Origin of the sequence: Rathayibacter sp. VKM Ac-2856, assembly GCF_013205055.1 — a bacterium.
GTDB lineage: Bacteria > Actinomycetota > Actinomycetes > Actinomycetales > Microbacteriaceae > Rathayibacter.
Map to the genome: position 1 here is coordinate 318,125 of NZ_JABMLF010000004.1, position 14,259 is coordinate 332,383.

The following is a 14,259-nucleotide window of genomic DNA, read 5'->3' on the forward strand; positions in this document are numbered from 1 at the left end:
GCGTAGGCGGACGGGCGCGCGGTACCGGCCCGAGCTCGCTAGAGCCTCTGATTACACGCGAGTCTAGGATGGCGTGATGAACGAGACGACGGTCCGGGGCGGAGCCGGCTACTGGTATCCGGACGAGTCCTCGACGCGTCGCGCGGTCGAGGTGCTGAGCGCGATGCGCCGCTACCGGGTCTCCGAGGTCGCGATGCGCCGCCGCACGCGCGAGAAGATGGCGATGGGCGAGACAGACCTCATCGCGATCCAGTACCTGCTGCGCCGGCAGCGCGAGAGCGAGCTCGTCAGTGCGAAGGACCTCGCCGCGCACCTGTCCATCTCGTCCGCCTCCACGACCGTGCTGATCGACCGCCTCGTCCGCAGCGGCCACCTGGTGCGGAAGCCGCACCCGAGCGATCGGCGCGGGATCGTCGTCGAGGCGACGGTGGACAGCGACCAGGAGGTCCGCGAGACCCTGCAGGAGATGCACCGCCGGATGCTCGAGATCGCCGAGGACCTCGACGCGGGCGAGGCGGAGGTCGTCGTGAACTTCCTCCGGCGGATGGGCTCGGCCGTCGACGAGATCGACGCGGACGAGGACTCCATCGCGGAATCCGAGAATTAGCTAGACCTTCTAGTAAAGAGCCGAACTAGGGATAGGCTGGTGTCATGGGTCAGTTCCTCTACGGCACACCGCCGGCCGTCATCGAAATCGAGGATCGGACCCTCGCGCACCTGCAGATCGTCGTGTACGCGAAGTTCCGGCGCGACGAGCGCTTCAGTCTGACGCTCGACTCGATGCCCGAGGGGGCGCGCGGCCGGCATTCCTTCTGGATGAATCCGAACATCGCGCTGCAGTTCCACTTCGCCGGCAGTCGCCAGCCGACCATCAACCCGTCCTGGGTCGAGGTGCTGATGGACGCCGCGAACGGCGGCGGCGGGCTGCGGCTGCTCCCCGAGCCGCACGCCTGATCGGGTGCCGCGCGTCGACCGGCGCGATCCCGTCCCCGCCCTGTCCCTGGCATCTCCTAGGGTGGGACCCGTGCGCCCGGGGGTGGGCGCCGTGAGGGGGAGCACATGCGCGCGACGGCACTCGGAGGCGCTCTGGCGCTGGTGGCCGCGATGATGCTCGCGGGCTGCTCCGCACCGGCCCCCGCACCGACGGTGACGGTCTTCGCGACCGTGACGCCGACGCCGACTCCCGACCCGACCGTCACCGCGGCGCTGCCGCAGTCGACCGCGACGGTGTTCGTGCCCGTGCCGGAGGCGACCGTCAGCTTCACGCCGAACGCGGTCCCCGTGATCCCGGAGACGGCCTTCGCCGTCGACAACGGCGCGGTGCCGGGTGCGACCGGCGAGCCGACGCGCAACGGCGCCGGCGACATCATCACCTACACCGTCGTCGAAGGGGACAGCTTCTTCGACATCGCCCAGCGCTTCGGGATCCCGGTGCAGCAGCTGCTGCGGATGAACCCGGGGGTCGCGGGGGCGGGCGAGGCGGTCTACATCGGGAACGTCATCAACCTCGACGCGAACTCGCTGGGCTGAGCCGCTCGAGCGGTGCCGAGGGCCGCGAGGCCGAGCGCCGCGGTGCTGAGCGAGGGGCTCGGCGCTACTCGGACTTCGGCAGCAGGTGGAAGCCGAGCGCGAGCGACGCCGAGATCATCAGGATGCCGCCGAAGAAGAGGAAGCCGGCGATGTCGGGCAGCAGGAACGAGTTGCCGAGCACGAGGACCCCGCCGAGGAAGAGCACGAAAGAGAGGACGACGCCCAGACCAGTCATGCGTTCATCGTACGGGGCTCTCGGCGCGAAGGGGCTCCCGCCGGTGCGGGGCCGGGCGGGGGCGTGCGCGGCTCAGGGCAGCAGGAGTGCGCGCAGCTCGTCGGCGCCGGACGCCACCGCGATCGTGCCGACCGCCTCGATCGGCGAGCCGTAGCCCCACTCGACCATGATCGTCGGGACCCCGTGCGCGGCGGCGCCGAGGACGTCGTGCTCGCGGTCGCCGACCATGACGGGCGTGGAGAGGTCGACGCCGATCTCGCGGAGTCGGCGCAGCGCCTCCTCGACCACGTCCGCCTTGGCGCTGCGGACCTCGTCCTCCGATGCTCCGCAGATCACCGTGAAGTGCTGCGCGAGGCCGTAGTGCTCGAGGATCCGGCGGGCGGCCGACTCCGGCTTCGAGGTGGCGAGCGAGAGCGGGACGCCGGCGGCGGCGATGCTCGCCAGCAGCTCCGGGAGGCCGGGGTAGACGCTCGAGTCGAAGAGCCCGCCGGCGTTGTAGCGGCGGCGGTAGACCACCAGGGCGGCCTGCGACTCCTCGACGCTCATCCCGCCGAGCTCGCGGAAGGCGTCGAGCAGCGGCGGCCCGACGTAGGCGAGCAGCTCGGCGGGGGTGGGCACCGGGCGGCCGAGCTCGACGAACGTGTCGGCGAGGGTGCCGGTGATGCCGGGCGCCGAGTCGGTGATCGTGCCGTCGAGGTCGAAGAGGATGCAGGTCCAGGTCGCTTCGAGGCCGGGCTGCGCGTCGGGCGCGAGGGTGGTGTCGGACATGGCGGGCTCCTGCCCTCGGAGGGACGTCGTGATCCCGGCGGAGTGCCCCGTCGGGGGGAACACTCTACGGGGCCGGGGCGTCGAGGGACTGCTCGATGAACGACCGGGCGACGACCTGGGCGATCGAGCCCGCGTCGAGCTGGACGGCGACGAAGTCGGCGGTGCGGATGAGGGCGAAGGCCTCGCGGCCGGGCAGCACCAGCATCTGCACGCGCGGGTGCTGCTGCCGGGGGACGGCGGCGCGCAGCTCGTCGGTCGAGGTGAAGAGGGGGAGCACCTGCTCGCCGGTGGTCGTCGCGACGACCCGCACCTGCGGCACTCCGCCGGGCTGCGAGCCGGTCACGTCGACGACGAGCGAGCCCTCGAGGCAGGCGGTGAGCAGGCGCTGCACGCGCTCCGGCGTCGCGTCGGCGACCAGGGCCTCGAGCGCCTCGCGTGCCGCCGCGTTGCGGTAGGGACCGGGTCTCGACGGGCGGGCAGGGGGTCCGTTCCTCCGGGGCATCCCCTCACGGTATCCGGGATCGCGCCATGTCTCGAATCAGTCGCGACAATCGTGCCCATTCGATGTCGATGTGGGCTATACGACGATTGGCGGGGACATGAGCCGATTCTCAGAGGATTGCGCGCTCTTATCCTGAGTATCGGCGCAGATCGCGGCGGAGATTCGCGCGAATGGCAGGGATAAGCGTTCACCCGCCGATGAGAACGGGGTAATGTCTTCTTCTGTCAGTGACATCCAGGAGGAAAAGTGGCCCAGAAGATCACGCTTGTCGACGATATCGACGGAACCCCTATCGATTCCGGAGACGGCGGCACCGTCCGCTTCAGCATCGACGGAGCCAACTACGAGATCGACCTCGGACCGGACAACATCGCCGAGCTGCACTCCGCGCTCGAGAAGTTCGTCTCCAACGGCCGCCGCGTCGGATCGCGTCCGGCTGCGGCCGCGTCGGTCGCCTCGGCGTCCAAGAGCGACCCGAAGCAGCTGAAGGCCGTCCGCGAGTGGGCGAACGCCAACGGACACCAGGTCTCGGACCGCGGGCGCATCCCCGCCGAGGTCCAGGCGGCCTACGCGGCCGCTCACAAGTAGAGCCGGGCGGCACGGGGAGCGCGATCGCGCTCCCGCCGTCGAGAGGCCCCGTCGATCCGTCGGCGGGGCCTTTCTCCTGCTCTTCGTGAGAGCGCTTCCTTTTCGGCGCTAATACCCTGGAAAGGGGGACGCGGATCTCTAGAAGAGGCGCGTGTGCGAATCGTCGACGCCGCGCATCGACTCGTAGTCGAGGACCACGCAGCGGATTCCGCGGTCCTGCGCGAGGGTCCTCGCCTGCGGCTTGATCTCCTGCGCCGCGAAGACTCCGGTCACCGGTGAGAGGTGCGGATCGCGATTCATCAGCTCGAGATAGCGGGTGAGCTGCTCGACTCCGTCGATCTCGCCGCGGCGCTTGATCTCGACCGCGACGGCCGCTCCCGAGGAATCGCGGGCGAGGATGTCGACCGGGCCGATCGCCGTCATGTACTCGCGCCGGACGAGGGTGTGGCCCTCGCCGAGGAGATCGATCTGCTCGGCCAGCAGGCGCTGTAGATGCGCCTCGACGCCGTCCTTGACGAGGCCGGGATCCACGCCGAGCTCGTGCGCGGAGTCGTGCAGGATCTCGTGGATCGAGACCACGAGGGCGTCGCCGGTCTTGCGGTGCGAGACGGTCCACTGCTCGAGGACGCCGGTGGCCTTCGCGTCCTCGTCGGGCTCGCCGGTGGTGAGCGTGCAGGGCGGGCTCATCCAGTTCAGCGGCTTGTAGGAGCCGCCGTCCGAGTGCACGAGGACGCTGCCGTCGGCCTTGACCAGCAGGAGTCGGGTGGCGAGGGGGAGGTGGGCGCTGAGACGGCCGGTGTAGTCGACGGAGCAGCGCGCGATGACGAGACGCACCCGTCGAGGATAGACGGCAGGGGTCGGGAGCGGTCGGACGGGGTGGGTCTCGATACGCCCCTTCGGGGCTACTCGACCAGCATGGAGGGGGCCCTGCGGGGCTGGGCGACCGACATGGAGGGGGCCCTGCGGGGCTGGGCGATCGGCGTGGTGGGCGGGGCGGCTCGACAGGCGTGGAGGGCGGGCGTCCCATGCTGATCGAGTAGCCCGCGGAGCGGGCGTATCGAGATCCGGCCGGGTGGGGACGTGGGTCTGCATGCCCCGACTGTCGGCGATGGTGGGTCTCGATACGCCCCTGCGGGGCTACTCGACCAGCATGGGGGCGGGGCTACTCGACCGGCAGGGAGGGGGCAGGGGCCTTCTGCGGGCGGGCGGCGGGGGAGGCGAGGCCGGCCAGGACGACGAGGGCGAGGACCAGGAAGAGGGCGTTCAGGAGGCCGACGTGCTCGCCGAGGAAGCCGATCGCGGGCGGTCCGACGAGGAAGGCGACGTAGCCGAGCATCGCGACGGCGCTGACGCGGGCCGCGGAGTGCGGACCCTCGGCCGCGGCGGACATGCCGACCGGGAAGCCGAGCGAGCAGCCGAGCCCCCAGGCGACCGCGCCAACGATGACGAGGCCGTCGACCGGCGCCAGGATGAAGAGCAGGATGCCGACGATGGCGAGGCCCGCCGAGCCGCGGAGCACCGGCACCCGGCCGAAGCGGTCGAGCACGGGGCCGCCGAGCACGCGGCCGACGGTCATCGCGGCGACGAAGACGCCGAAGACGACGGCGGCGGTGGTCTTGTCCGTGCCGTGGCCGTCCACCATCGCGAGGGTCAGCCAGTCGTTGGCCGATCCCTCCGCGAAGGCCATGCCCAGCATGATCAGGCCGATCAGCACGAGGCGGCGGTCGCGCCAGACGCCGAGCGAGGCGGCGACGCGCTCGCGGACCGGGGCCTTCGCCGTGGTCGCGACGCCGGCGGTGTCGAGCTCCTGGCGGACCGGGACGAAGCGGATCGCGACGACCGCGGTGACGACCACGACGACCGCGACGCCGCAGAGGTGGGCGGCGACCGGCACGGCGAGCGCGGAGGCGGCGGCGCCGACGATCGCGCCGGCGACCGTGCCGAGGCTGAAGAAGGCGTGGAAGAGGGGGAGCAGCGTCTTGCCGAAGGCCTTCTCGTTCGCGGAGCCCTCGACGTTCATCATGACGTCGACCGCGCCGTTGCCGAAGCCCAGCAGCACCATGCCCGCGAAGGCGAGCGGGAGGGCGCCGAAGGTGTCCGCGGCGAGACCCAGGAGTGCGAGACCGGACGCGCAGACCGTGAGCCCGGCGACCATGCCGCGGCGGGCGCCGAGTGCCGACATGATCGCGGTGGACAGGCTCAGGCCGACGATCGCGCCGATCGACATCGAGAGGATGAGGAGGCCGACGCCCGAGGTCGGGAGCTGAAGCTCGTCGCGGATCGCGGGGGTGCGCGAGACCCAGGTCGCGATCGAGAGGCCGCTCAGCACGAAGATCGTGAAGACGGCGTTCCGCCAGGAGACGAGCTGGGGGCGGCTGAGGGCGGAGGTCGAGGTCATGCGGAGGTTCTGGCTGATCGCGGGGCGGTCGGAGGCGGCGCGATCGACGGCGACTCGGCGGGGGATCCGGGCGGGGACCCCGTGATCGAATCGATTCGATGCGGGCCGGTCTAAGCTATCCGGAACGCCGGGACCGGTCAAGGACGCGTCGCCGGGCGCGGGTCGCAGGGCCCGGGACGAGGAGCACCGTGGAGTCGAGCAGCACCGAGGCGAGCCGGGCCGAGGGGTCAGGCGTGGCCGAGTCGGGCACCGCCGGGGCGCCGGGCGCCGCCGAGGCGCCGGCGTCGCGGCCGACCCTCGCGCGGGTGGCGCGCCGGGCGGGCGTGTCGCCCTCGACCGCCTCCCTCGTCTTCAGTGGTGCCGGGCCGGTCGCGGCCGCGACGCGGGAGCGGGTGCTGCAGGCCGCCGCCGAGCTCGACTACGCGGGGCCGGATCCGCGCGCGCAGTCGCTGCGGCGCGGTCGCTCGGGCATCGTCGGGGTCGTCGTCGACGAGCGGGTGCTGCACGCCTTCCGTGATCCGATCAAGATCGCGATGCTCGACGGGATCGCCGATGTGCTCGGCGGGGCCGACGCGGGCATCCTGCTGCTCACCGAGACCGAGGGCGGATCGGGACTGCTGGCGACGGCGCCGGTGGACGCGATGATCCTGGTCGGCTGCAGCCCCTCCGTCGACGACTCGGTGGCGGTGCTGCGGCGCCGCGGCGTGCCGGTCGTGGTGGTCGAGGGTGTCTCCGATCTCGGGGCGGCCGTCGTGTCGCTCGACAACCGGGAGGCGACGCGGACGCTGGCCGAGCACCTGCGCGGGCTCGGGCACGAGCGCGTCGCCGTCGTCTCGCTCCCCTTCGCCAAGGACCGCCGGCGCGGGCCCATCCCCGCCGACTGGCGCTCGAGCCCGAGCATCACGGCGGTCGAGCGGCTGTTGGGGGCGCAGGACGTGTTCGGCGATCCGCTCGTCGTCGCCGCGGGTGCGAGCACCGTGGACGAGGGCACGGCGGCCGGGCGGGCGCTGCTCGAGGTCGACGAGCCGCCGACGGCCGTGATCGCGCAGAGCGACCTGCTGGCGGCCGGGGTCATCCTCGCCGCCGAGCAGCTCGGGCTGCGGGTGCCGGCCGACGTGTCGGTGGTCGGCTTCGACGGCGTGCAGGTGCCGGGGCTCGCCGGCGAGTACGACCTGACGACGATGGCGCAGCCCGCGGTGGAGAAGGGCCGGGCGGCGGCGCGCGCCGTGCTCGCGATGATCGCGGGCGACGAGGCCGAGCCGGTCTGCTTCGAGGCCGTCTTCCATCGCGGGACGACGAGCGCGCCCCCGCGCTCGGAGCGCTGATCCCCCTCCGCGAGATGCCACTTGTGCACGGTTTTCACGGCGTGTCGCGTGCACAAGTGGCATCTCGCGGCGGGGGGAAAGCTCGGGGGGTGCCGGGAGTTGTGCACAGGGTTGTCCACAGGGTGTTCGAAACTTCGTTCGAGGTCAGCGGAGCCAGGCGTCGCTGCGGAAGCGGAGGCCGAGGGTGGCCGCGCGGGCGCCCAGGTAGCCGACGGCGTAGGCGATCCAGAGGGCCAGGAGGCGCTGATCCGCGGGCGCGAGGGGCGCGAGGAGGGCCAGCGGGGCGAGGACGGCGAGGTTCACGAGGCCGCTGAGGGCGAGGTAGCGGCCGTCGCCGGCGCCGATCAGGATGCCGTCGAGGACGAAGACGAGGCCGCCGAGCGGGGCGGTCAGGCCGACCACGACGAGGGCGGCGGGGAGCAGCCGGAGCACCTGCGGGTCGCTGGAGAAGACGAACGGGAGCACTCCGCTGGTCGCCACGATCACGGCGCCGAGGACGACTCCGGCACCGATTCCCCAGGTCAGGCAGCGTTTCGCCACCGCGCGCGCTCGGGCGTGATCGCCCTCGCCGAGCAGGCGGCCGAGGAGCGCCTGCGCCGCGATCGCCACCGCGTCGAGGGCGAAGGCGACCGTGGAGAACAGCGTCATCGCGACCTGGAAGGCTCCGAGCTCCTCGGCGCCGAGCGAGCCGGCGACCGCGACGGCGACGAGGATCGCGGCGCGCAGGGACGCCGTGCGCAGGAGCATCCAGCCGCCCGAGCCTGCGGAGGCGCGGACACCGGCCGCGTGCGGGCGGACGGGCGCGCCGACGCGGCGGGCGAGGCGCAGCGCGATCGCCGCATAGGCGCCGAACATCGCCCACTGGGCCACGACCGTCCCCAGGGCGGACCCGGTTATCCCCAGGCCGACGGGGTAGATCAGCACGGCGTTCAGGCCCGCGTTCACCGCGAATCCGCCGCCCGCGATGATCAGCGGAGTGCGGGTGTCCTGGAAGCCGCGGAGCAGTCCGGTGAGGGCGAAGACGCCGAGCATCGCGGGGATCCCGGCCATGCTCACGGCGAGGTAGCGGACGCCCGCGTCGGCGACCGCGGGCTCCGCGCCGAAGAGGCCGATGAGGGCCGGGGCGGCGATCGCGCCGGCCACGGCGATGACGGCGCCGAGGCCGAGTGCGAGCCAGCCGCCGTCGATCCCGGCGGCCACCGCGCGGCGCTCGTCGCCCTCGCCGAGCGCGCGGCCGACGCGGGGGGTCGTGCTGTAGGCGAGGAAGACCATCAGGCCGACGATCGTCTGCAGCACCGCGCCGCCGAGGGCGAGGCCGGCGAGCGGCACGGCGCCGAGGTGGCCGACGAGGGCGGAGTCGGTGAGCAGGAACAGCGGCTCGGCGATCAGCGCTCCGAGCGCGGGCACGGCGAGCCGCAGGATGCTGCGGTCGAGGGTGCGGCGGTCGGCGGTGGTCACCGCTCGACGGTAGCGGGACGGGAGGGCGCGGGGATCACCGGGGGGTGCTCGCCGTCGGGCCGCGCCGGGCCGACCGCGGCGAGCCACTGGCGCAGGAGCGGGAGGAGCGCGGCCGGGTCCTCGTCGGCGTCGAGGGCGCGGACGGCGCGGTCCGGTGCGCGCCGGTCGAGGCGGTCGTCGTCGAGGACGGGCGCGAGACCGTCGGTCCGCGGCGCGGCTCCGCGGTGCAGGATCACCTCGACGCGGTCACCGGGGCGCAGTCGGAGGGTGACGAGGTGCTCGCCGATCGCGTAGCTCGGGGCGTTCCATTTCACGGACTCGACCAGCCGCTCGTCGGCGGCGAGCACCGCCTCGCGCAGCCGCTCGATCTGCGCGCGGCGGGGGTGGTCCATCGCGTCGACGTGCCGGGTGGCGGCGGGGTTCAGCCGGGTCATGCGCCCACGGTGGCACATCGGGGAGCGGCGGTGGGGTGCCCCTCGGCGTCGCGCGGTGCCCGGCTACGGTGGAGGCACCTCCGGACGGAACGAGCACCATGGCATCCAGCACTCCGCACCTCGGCCTCGGCCTGGCCGCCGTGGGGCGACCGGCGTACATCACGGCGGGTCGGGAGGGCGATCTCGGGCCGCCCGGGCGGCGCAGCGTGGACGCCCTGCGCGCGCGGAGCCACGAGCTGCTCGACACGGCGTGGGACGAGGGGATCCGCTTCCTCGACGTCGCCCGCTCCTACGGGCTCGCGGAGGAGTTCCTCGGCGGCTGGCTGGCCGCGCATCCCGAGCGCCGCGCCGAGCTGACCGTCGAGTCGAAGTGGGGCTACGAGTACGTCGGCGACTGGGCGATGGACGCGGCCGTGCACGAGCGCAAGGAGCACTCCGTCGCGATGCTCGAGCGCCAGTGGCCGGCGACCCTCGCGGCGCTCGGCGGGGCGCCGGACCGCTATCTCGTGCACTCGATCACGCCGGAGAGCCCGGCGCTCGTGGAGAAGGCGCTGCTGGACCGGCTGCGCGGGCTCGCCGGGTCCGGGGTGACGGTGGGGCTGTCGACGAGCGGGCCGGAGCAGGCGCGCACGATCCGGCTCGCGCTGGCGATCCCGTACTCGCCGTTCAGCACGGTGCAGACGACGTGGAACCTGCTCGAGCGCTCGGCGGGCGCGGCGCTGGTCGAGGCGCACGACGCGGGATGGACGGTGGTGGTGAAGGAGGCGCTCGCGAACGGGCGGCTGGTGGGCGATCGCGCGCCGGAGGCGCTGCGGCGGCTGCCGGGGGCGCCGGAGGACGTCGCGCTGGGCGCGGCGCTCGGGCAGCCGTGGACGGACGTGGTGCTGATCGGTGCGGCGACGCCGGAGCAGCTGCGGGAGAACGTGCGGGCGCGGGCGCGGGCGGTACCGGAGGGGGTCGTGGCGCAGGATGCGGGGGAGTACTGGCGGGAGCGGGCTGCGCTCGCTTGGGGGTGAGGGGGGTCTCGATACGCCCCTGCGGGGCTACTCGACCAGCATGGGGCCCCTGCGGGGCTGGTCGGCCGGCATGGGGGCGGCGCAGGGATGGTGGACCGGCATGGGACGCCTGCGGGATTCATGGTGATCGAGCAGGCCGCGGAGCGGGCGTATCGAGATCCGGCGTTGATCAGGGTGGGTCTCGATACGCCCCTGCGGGGCTACTCGGCCAGCATGGGGCCCCTTCGGGGCTGCTCGACCAGCGCGGGTCGGGTGCGGGGCCGCTCGATGCGGGCCGGGGCTAGGTGGTCTTGACCGCGTTGTCTCCGTGGTTGCCGAGGACCTCGTAGGCGGTGCTGCCGACGGCGCGGACAGGCTTGGCGTTCAGGTGGCCGGTGGCCCACTGGTTGCCGACGACGGAGACGGCGCGGGCGTTGAGGGCCTCGACGCAGTGGGTCCAGCCGGCTCCGGCGTCCTCGCAGGCGAAGATGTTGCCGGTGATGCTGAAGCCGACGGTGCGGGCGGTCGGGGAGACGCCGAGGATGGCGATCGCGGGGTAGGTGTTCGCGGCGGCCTTGCCCCCGTTGCTGATCGCGTTGCCGACGATCTGGATCTGGGCGAGGTCCTCGGTCAGCCACGGCGGCATCGTGTAGACGAGGGACTGCCGGCGCGCCCCCTCCATGATGTTGTTCGCGATGGTGATGCGGCGGTTGCCGCGCAGCTCGATGTTGATCTGCGGCGAGCCGTCGAGATGGTTGCCGAGGATGCGGATCGGGCCGCCCTCGATCGAGAGGTCGGCGTAGCTCGCGCCGATGTTGTTCTCGACGATCCAGGAGTCGATCATCCGGTAGCCCGTCCAGATGCCGATGCCGGTGCACTGGTCGATGCTGCAGCGCTGGATGCGGTTGAGGAGCCCGAGGTCGCCGAAGGTGCCGTCGTTCAGGCGCATGCCGTAGTCGGTCCAGCCGTAGAGCTGCAGCGAGTCGAGCACGGTCTTGTCCAGGTGCGCCGAGACGCAGGGCGAGCCGAGGCCGTTCGCGTCGAGGATCAGGTTGTCGAAGCGGCACGCGGAGAAGGCGCCGGTGACGACGGGGGCGTTCGTCAGCGAGCGGATCCGGGTGGACAGCTCGCCCGCGCCGCGGAAGGCGATGCTCGCGAGGCCCTCGGCCCGGCCGATGGAGCCGGCGATGCGGTAGATGCCGCGGGGGAAGTAGACCACTCCTCCGTAGGTCGCCACGGCGGCGTCGATCGCGGCGTCGATGGCGGGGAGGTCGTCGGTGCTGCCGTCGCCGGTCGCGCCGTAGTCCTGCACGTTGTAGACGAGCTCGCCCTTCGCGACAGGGCGCTCGCCGGAGACGGTGCGGACCGCCTCCGGGAGCTGGGCGACGGGGACGGTGGCGGTGGAGTCGAGGCCGGCGACACCGCCCGGTGCGGCGATCTCGGAGTGCAGGACGGGGTCGGCGGGGGCGGCGCCCGCCGCCGCGACGCCCAGGGGGGAGGCGAAGAGGCTGCGGCGCGTGAGGTCGGCGGTCAGAGCGGAGAGGGGAGGCATGGGCTCACAGTCCTGCGCCGCGGCGGAGCGTGCACACCTCCGAACTGGGGCGTAACCACCGCAGGGATCGTCGACAGCCGGAGCCCGGTGCCGCGCGCCGACCCACGGCCTACCATGCCACCATGCCCCGTACGCGCGAGCTGAGCCTCCTCGATCTGGCGATCGCGGGTCTGCTGAGCCTGTTCGCGCTCGTCCTCGTCGTCCGCGCGACGGCGCTGCTCGTCATCACGCCGCCGATCAGCTGGGCGTTCGTCGCGGCGTTCGGCGTCGCGGTCGCGCTCACCGCGGCGTTCCGGATCGACCTCGGCCGCCGCTCGGGCATGCCGATCGCCGGGCTGACGGTCACGCTCCTGGTGATCATGCAGCCGGAGGCCGACCCGTTCCGCCTGCTCGGCGTCTGGACGGCGGCGAGCCTGCTCACGCAGCTGCTGCAGACCCGGAACCTCGCGGTCGCGGGCTACGTCACGGGACTCGGCTCGCTCGCCGGGCTCCTCTACGTGACGGTGTTCCAGGCGACGAGGAACGCCCTCACGCCGCCGCTCGCCCTGCTCGCGGCGAGCGTCGTCTTCGTCGCGGTGATCCTGCTCGTCGACCTCGTCCGCCAGCGCGGCCGCTGGGGGATGCAGTGGGAGCGCGGCTTCGGCGCCCTCTCGCTCAAGCGGGTCGGCCTCTACCTCGCTCTCGTCTGGCTGCTCGGCGCGGTCGTGTGGCTCCTGGACGCCGTCGTCGTGCCGGCGATGGCGGGGGATCCGGCGATCGAGCAGAGCCCGATGGTCGTGCTCGTGGTGGGCGCGGTGGTCTTCAGCGTGGCGAAGCGGATCGAGGTGCGCGGCGTGCGGCGGCGGCTCTCGGGCGTGCTCGACGCGGCCCTCGCACTGCCCTGGGGGACCGTCGCGCAGGCGGAGCGGAAGATCGTGCTGCACGCGGAGACCTCGATCGAGGCGGACGCGATCGAGGTGCGCGACGAGCCGGCGACCGGGCGCGAGATCTCCTCGGCGATGGTCCTGCCCGATGGACGGACGCGGTACGTCGTCGCGTCCAAGCGCGTCAGCGCGATCCCGTTCAACGACGAGGACGAGCAGATCCTCGACGCCCTCGCGCACATGGGCGCCGACACGCTCAGCACCCGCTACGACGTCGAGTCGCTGCGGCGCTCCGTCGACCTCGACGTGCTGACCGGGCTGCCGAACCGCCGCGTGTTCCAGGAGGCGCTCACCGCGGCCAACCGCGACCGGCGCGCCGACGAGGGCATCGCCGTGCTCTTCCTCGACCTCGACGACTTCAAGGACCTCAACGACGGCCGCGGGCACCACGTGGGCGACAAGATGCTGCGGCTGGTCGGCGAGCGGCTCGCGGAGTCGGCCCGGCAGGGCGCGGTCGCGGCGCGGGTCGGCGGCGACGAGTTCGCGCTGATCCTGCGCGGGCTCGACTCGGCGGAGGACGCGCGCCGGCGGGCGCAGGCCCTCGTCGAGCGGCTGAGCGCGCCCGCGACCGTTGACGGCGACACCCTCGCCCCGGTCGTGACCGTCGGCGTCGCCTTCTCGGCGCAGGAGGAGCCGGACCCGGCGACCATCGTGATCGAGGCCGACCGCAGCATGCTCGCGCTGAAGCGCGGGCGGGGCAGGTCGGGCCGGGGGCGCTCGAGCAGCCTCGACGTCATCTCGGTGCTGACCGATCCGGTCCGGCAGGCCGCGGCGCGGGCCCTGCGCGACGGGACGCTCGACCTCGCCTTCCAGCCGGTCGTCGATCTCCGCACCGACCGGATCTGGGCGTACGAGGCGCTGGTGCGGCTCGAGGACCCGGAGCTCGGGCGGATCGATCCGGCCCTGCTCGTCTGCACGGTGCGCGAGGCCGGTCTGCTCGACGAGCTGACCGTGCAGGTGGTGGAGAAGGCGATGTCCGCCGCGGCCTGCTTCCGCGACGCCGGCGTCGGGGTCGAGTGCATGAGCGTCAACGCGGATCTGGAGCAGCTCGCGGCCGACCGGCTCGGCCCGCACTTCGCGGCGCTGCCCGAGCGCTTCCCCGGGGTGCGGCTCTGCATCGAGCTGAGCGAGGGGTCGCTCGCGGGGGCGACGGACGAGCTGCGCGCGCAGGCCCAGCTGCTGCGCGACGCGGGCGTGCTGGTGGCGCTGGACGACTTCGGCACCGAGGGCTCGTCGGCGCTCGCCGTCGCGACCTTCCCGCTCGACGTGGTGAAGCTCGACCGCGCGCTGATCGCCCAGCTGACGACCGAGGTGCGCCAGCGCGAGATCGTCCGGGCGATGCAGTCGTTCGCCGACGCGGTCGAGGTGCGGATGATCGTCGAGGGCGCGGAGGACGAGGAGACGGTCGCGGCCCTGCGCGAGCTGGGCGTCACCGATGTGCAGGGTTTCGTCTACGGCCGTCCTGACACTCGGACGGGGGCGGAGCACCGATTGCTCACCACCGGTTCGGGTGTCAGCGAATGCCTAGACTGACGCGAGAACGGGGCGTTT

The 14,259-nt window shown here is 73.0% G+C and carries 15 protein-coding genes; 7 read left to right on the plus strand and 8 right to left on the minus strand.

The features are described 5' to 3' along the window. Window positions 1-76 precede the first annotated feature (76 nt). The 3 genes from HQQ82_RS14445 to HQQ82_RS14455 all read left to right on the plus strand — a co-directional run bounded on the left by HQQ82_RS14445 (window position 77) and on the right by HQQ82_RS14455 (window position 1,530). Complete coding sequence (locus HQQ82_RS14445) at window positions 77-607, plus strand: MarR family winged helix-turn-helix transcriptional regulator (RefSeq protein WP_173234384.1); 531 nt, start codon at window positions 77-79, stop codon at window positions 605-607. Between the two features lie 44 nt (window positions 608-651). Beyond that, window positions 652-954 carry an ATP-dependent DNA ligase gene (locus tag HQQ82_RS14450; RefSeq protein WP_123447216.1) on the plus strand — a complete coding sequence of 101 codons (303 nt, stop codon included), beginning with the start codon at window positions 652-654 and terminating at the stop codon, window positions 952-954. Between the two features lie 105 nt (window positions 955-1,059). Further along, window positions 1,060-1,530: a LysM domain-containing protein gene (locus tag HQQ82_RS14455; protein WP_173234386.1), complete on the plus strand. Its 471-nt coding sequence runs from the start codon at window positions 1,060-1,062 to the stop codon at window positions 1,528-1,530. A 64-nt stretch (window positions 1,531-1,594) separates the two neighbouring features. Here the strand turns inward: HQQ82_RS14455 and HQQ82_RS14460 are convergent, their stop codons facing one another. From HQQ82_RS14460 to HQQ82_RS14470, 3 genes are all read right to left on the minus strand, one after another. Next, window positions 1,595-1,765, minus strand: a complete 171-nt coding sequence (locus HQQ82_RS14460) for a hypothetical protein (RefSeq protein ID WP_173234388.1) — start codon at window positions 1,763-1,765, stop codon at window positions 1,595-1,597. 72 nt (window positions 1,766-1,837) lie between these two features. Continuing rightward, the gene (locus HQQ82_RS14465; protein ID WP_173234390.1) at window positions 1,838-2,533 is read right to left on the minus strand and encodes an HAD hydrolase-like protein; all 696 of its coding nucleotides are present in this window, start codon (window positions 2,531-2,533) and stop codon (window positions 1,838-1,840) included. Between the two features lie 64 nt (window positions 2,534-2,597). Continuing rightward, window positions 2,598-3,035 (minus strand): SseB family protein, encoded by a 438-nt coding sequence (locus HQQ82_RS14470; protein ID WP_173234392.1) that lies wholly within the window; start codon window positions 3,033-3,035, stop codon window positions 2,598-2,600. 246 nt (window positions 3,036-3,281) lie between these two features. Here HQQ82_RS14470 and HQQ82_RS14475 point away from each other — a divergent pair, with 246 nt between their 5' ends. Then, window positions 3,282-3,623 carry an Lsr2 family protein gene (locus tag HQQ82_RS14475; protein WP_159982719.1) on the plus strand — a complete coding sequence of 114 codons (342 nt, stop codon included), beginning with the start codon at window positions 3,282-3,284 and terminating at the stop codon, window positions 3,621-3,623. A 138-nt stretch (window positions 3,624-3,761) separates the two neighbouring features. On the opposite strand, the gene nucS is transcribed toward HQQ82_RS14475, so the two are convergent. Together nucS and HQQ82_RS14485 are read right to left on the minus strand one after the other, a co-directional pair. After that, the gene (nucS, locus tag HQQ82_RS14480) at window positions 3,762-4,457 is read right to left on the minus strand and encodes an endonuclease NucS (protein WP_173234394.1); all 696 of its coding nucleotides are present in this window, start codon (window positions 4,455-4,457) and stop codon (window positions 3,762-3,764) included. Between the two features lie 328 nt (window positions 4,458-4,785). Further along, window positions 4,786-6,021 (minus strand): MFS transporter, encoded by a 1,236-nt coding sequence (locus HQQ82_RS14485; protein WP_173234396.1) that lies wholly within the window; start codon window positions 6,019-6,021, stop codon window positions 4,786-4,788. Window positions 6,022-6,209: 188 nt separating this feature from the next. On the opposite strand from HQQ82_RS14485, the gene HQQ82_RS14490 reads away from it, so the two are divergent. After that, window positions 6,210-7,346 carry a LacI family DNA-binding transcriptional regulator gene (locus HQQ82_RS14490; RefSeq protein ID WP_367947951.1) on the plus strand — a complete coding sequence of 379 codons (1,137 nt, stop codon included), beginning with the start codon at window positions 6,210-6,212 and terminating at the stop codon, window positions 7,344-7,346. Between the two features lie 144 nt (window positions 7,347-7,490). Here HQQ82_RS14490 and HQQ82_RS14495 read toward each other — a convergent pair whose 3' ends face one another. Continuing rightward, entirely contained in the window at window positions 7,491-8,804 is a 1,314-nt protein-coding gene (locus HQQ82_RS14495; RefSeq protein ID WP_367947950.1) for an MATE family efflux transporter, read from the minus strand. Then, window positions 8,801-9,238, minus strand: coding sequence for a DUF1801 domain-containing protein (locus HQQ82_RS14500; protein WP_173234399.1), 438 nt, complete (start codon window positions 9,236-9,238; stop codon window positions 8,801-8,803). The genes HQQ82_RS14495 and HQQ82_RS14500 overlap by 4 nt, the downstream gene beginning before the upstream one ends. A gap of 98 nt (window positions 9,239-9,336) precedes the next feature. On the opposite strand from HQQ82_RS14500, the gene HQQ82_RS14505 reads away from it, so the two are divergent. Then, window positions 9,337-10,254, plus strand: coding sequence for an aldo/keto reductase (locus tag HQQ82_RS14505; protein ID WP_173234401.1), 918 nt, complete (start codon window positions 9,337-9,339; stop codon window positions 10,252-10,254). Between the two features lie 280 nt (window positions 10,255-10,534). Here the strand turns inward: HQQ82_RS14505 and HQQ82_RS19600 are convergent, their stop codons facing one another. Continuing rightward, complete coding sequence (locus HQQ82_RS19600) at window positions 10,535-11,785, minus strand: glycosyl hydrolase family 28-related protein (RefSeq protein ID WP_216848615.1); 1,251 nt, start codon at window positions 11,783-11,785, stop codon at window positions 10,535-10,537. Window positions 11,786-11,907: 122 nt separating this feature from the next. On the opposite strand from HQQ82_RS19600, the gene HQQ82_RS14515 reads away from it, so the two are divergent. Further along, window positions 11,908-14,241, plus strand: coding sequence for a bifunctional diguanylate cyclase/phosphodiesterase (locus HQQ82_RS14515; protein ID WP_173234403.1), 2,334 nt, complete (start codon window positions 11,908-11,910; stop codon window positions 14,239-14,241). The last annotated feature ends 18 nt before the right edge of the window (window positions 14,242-14,259 follow it).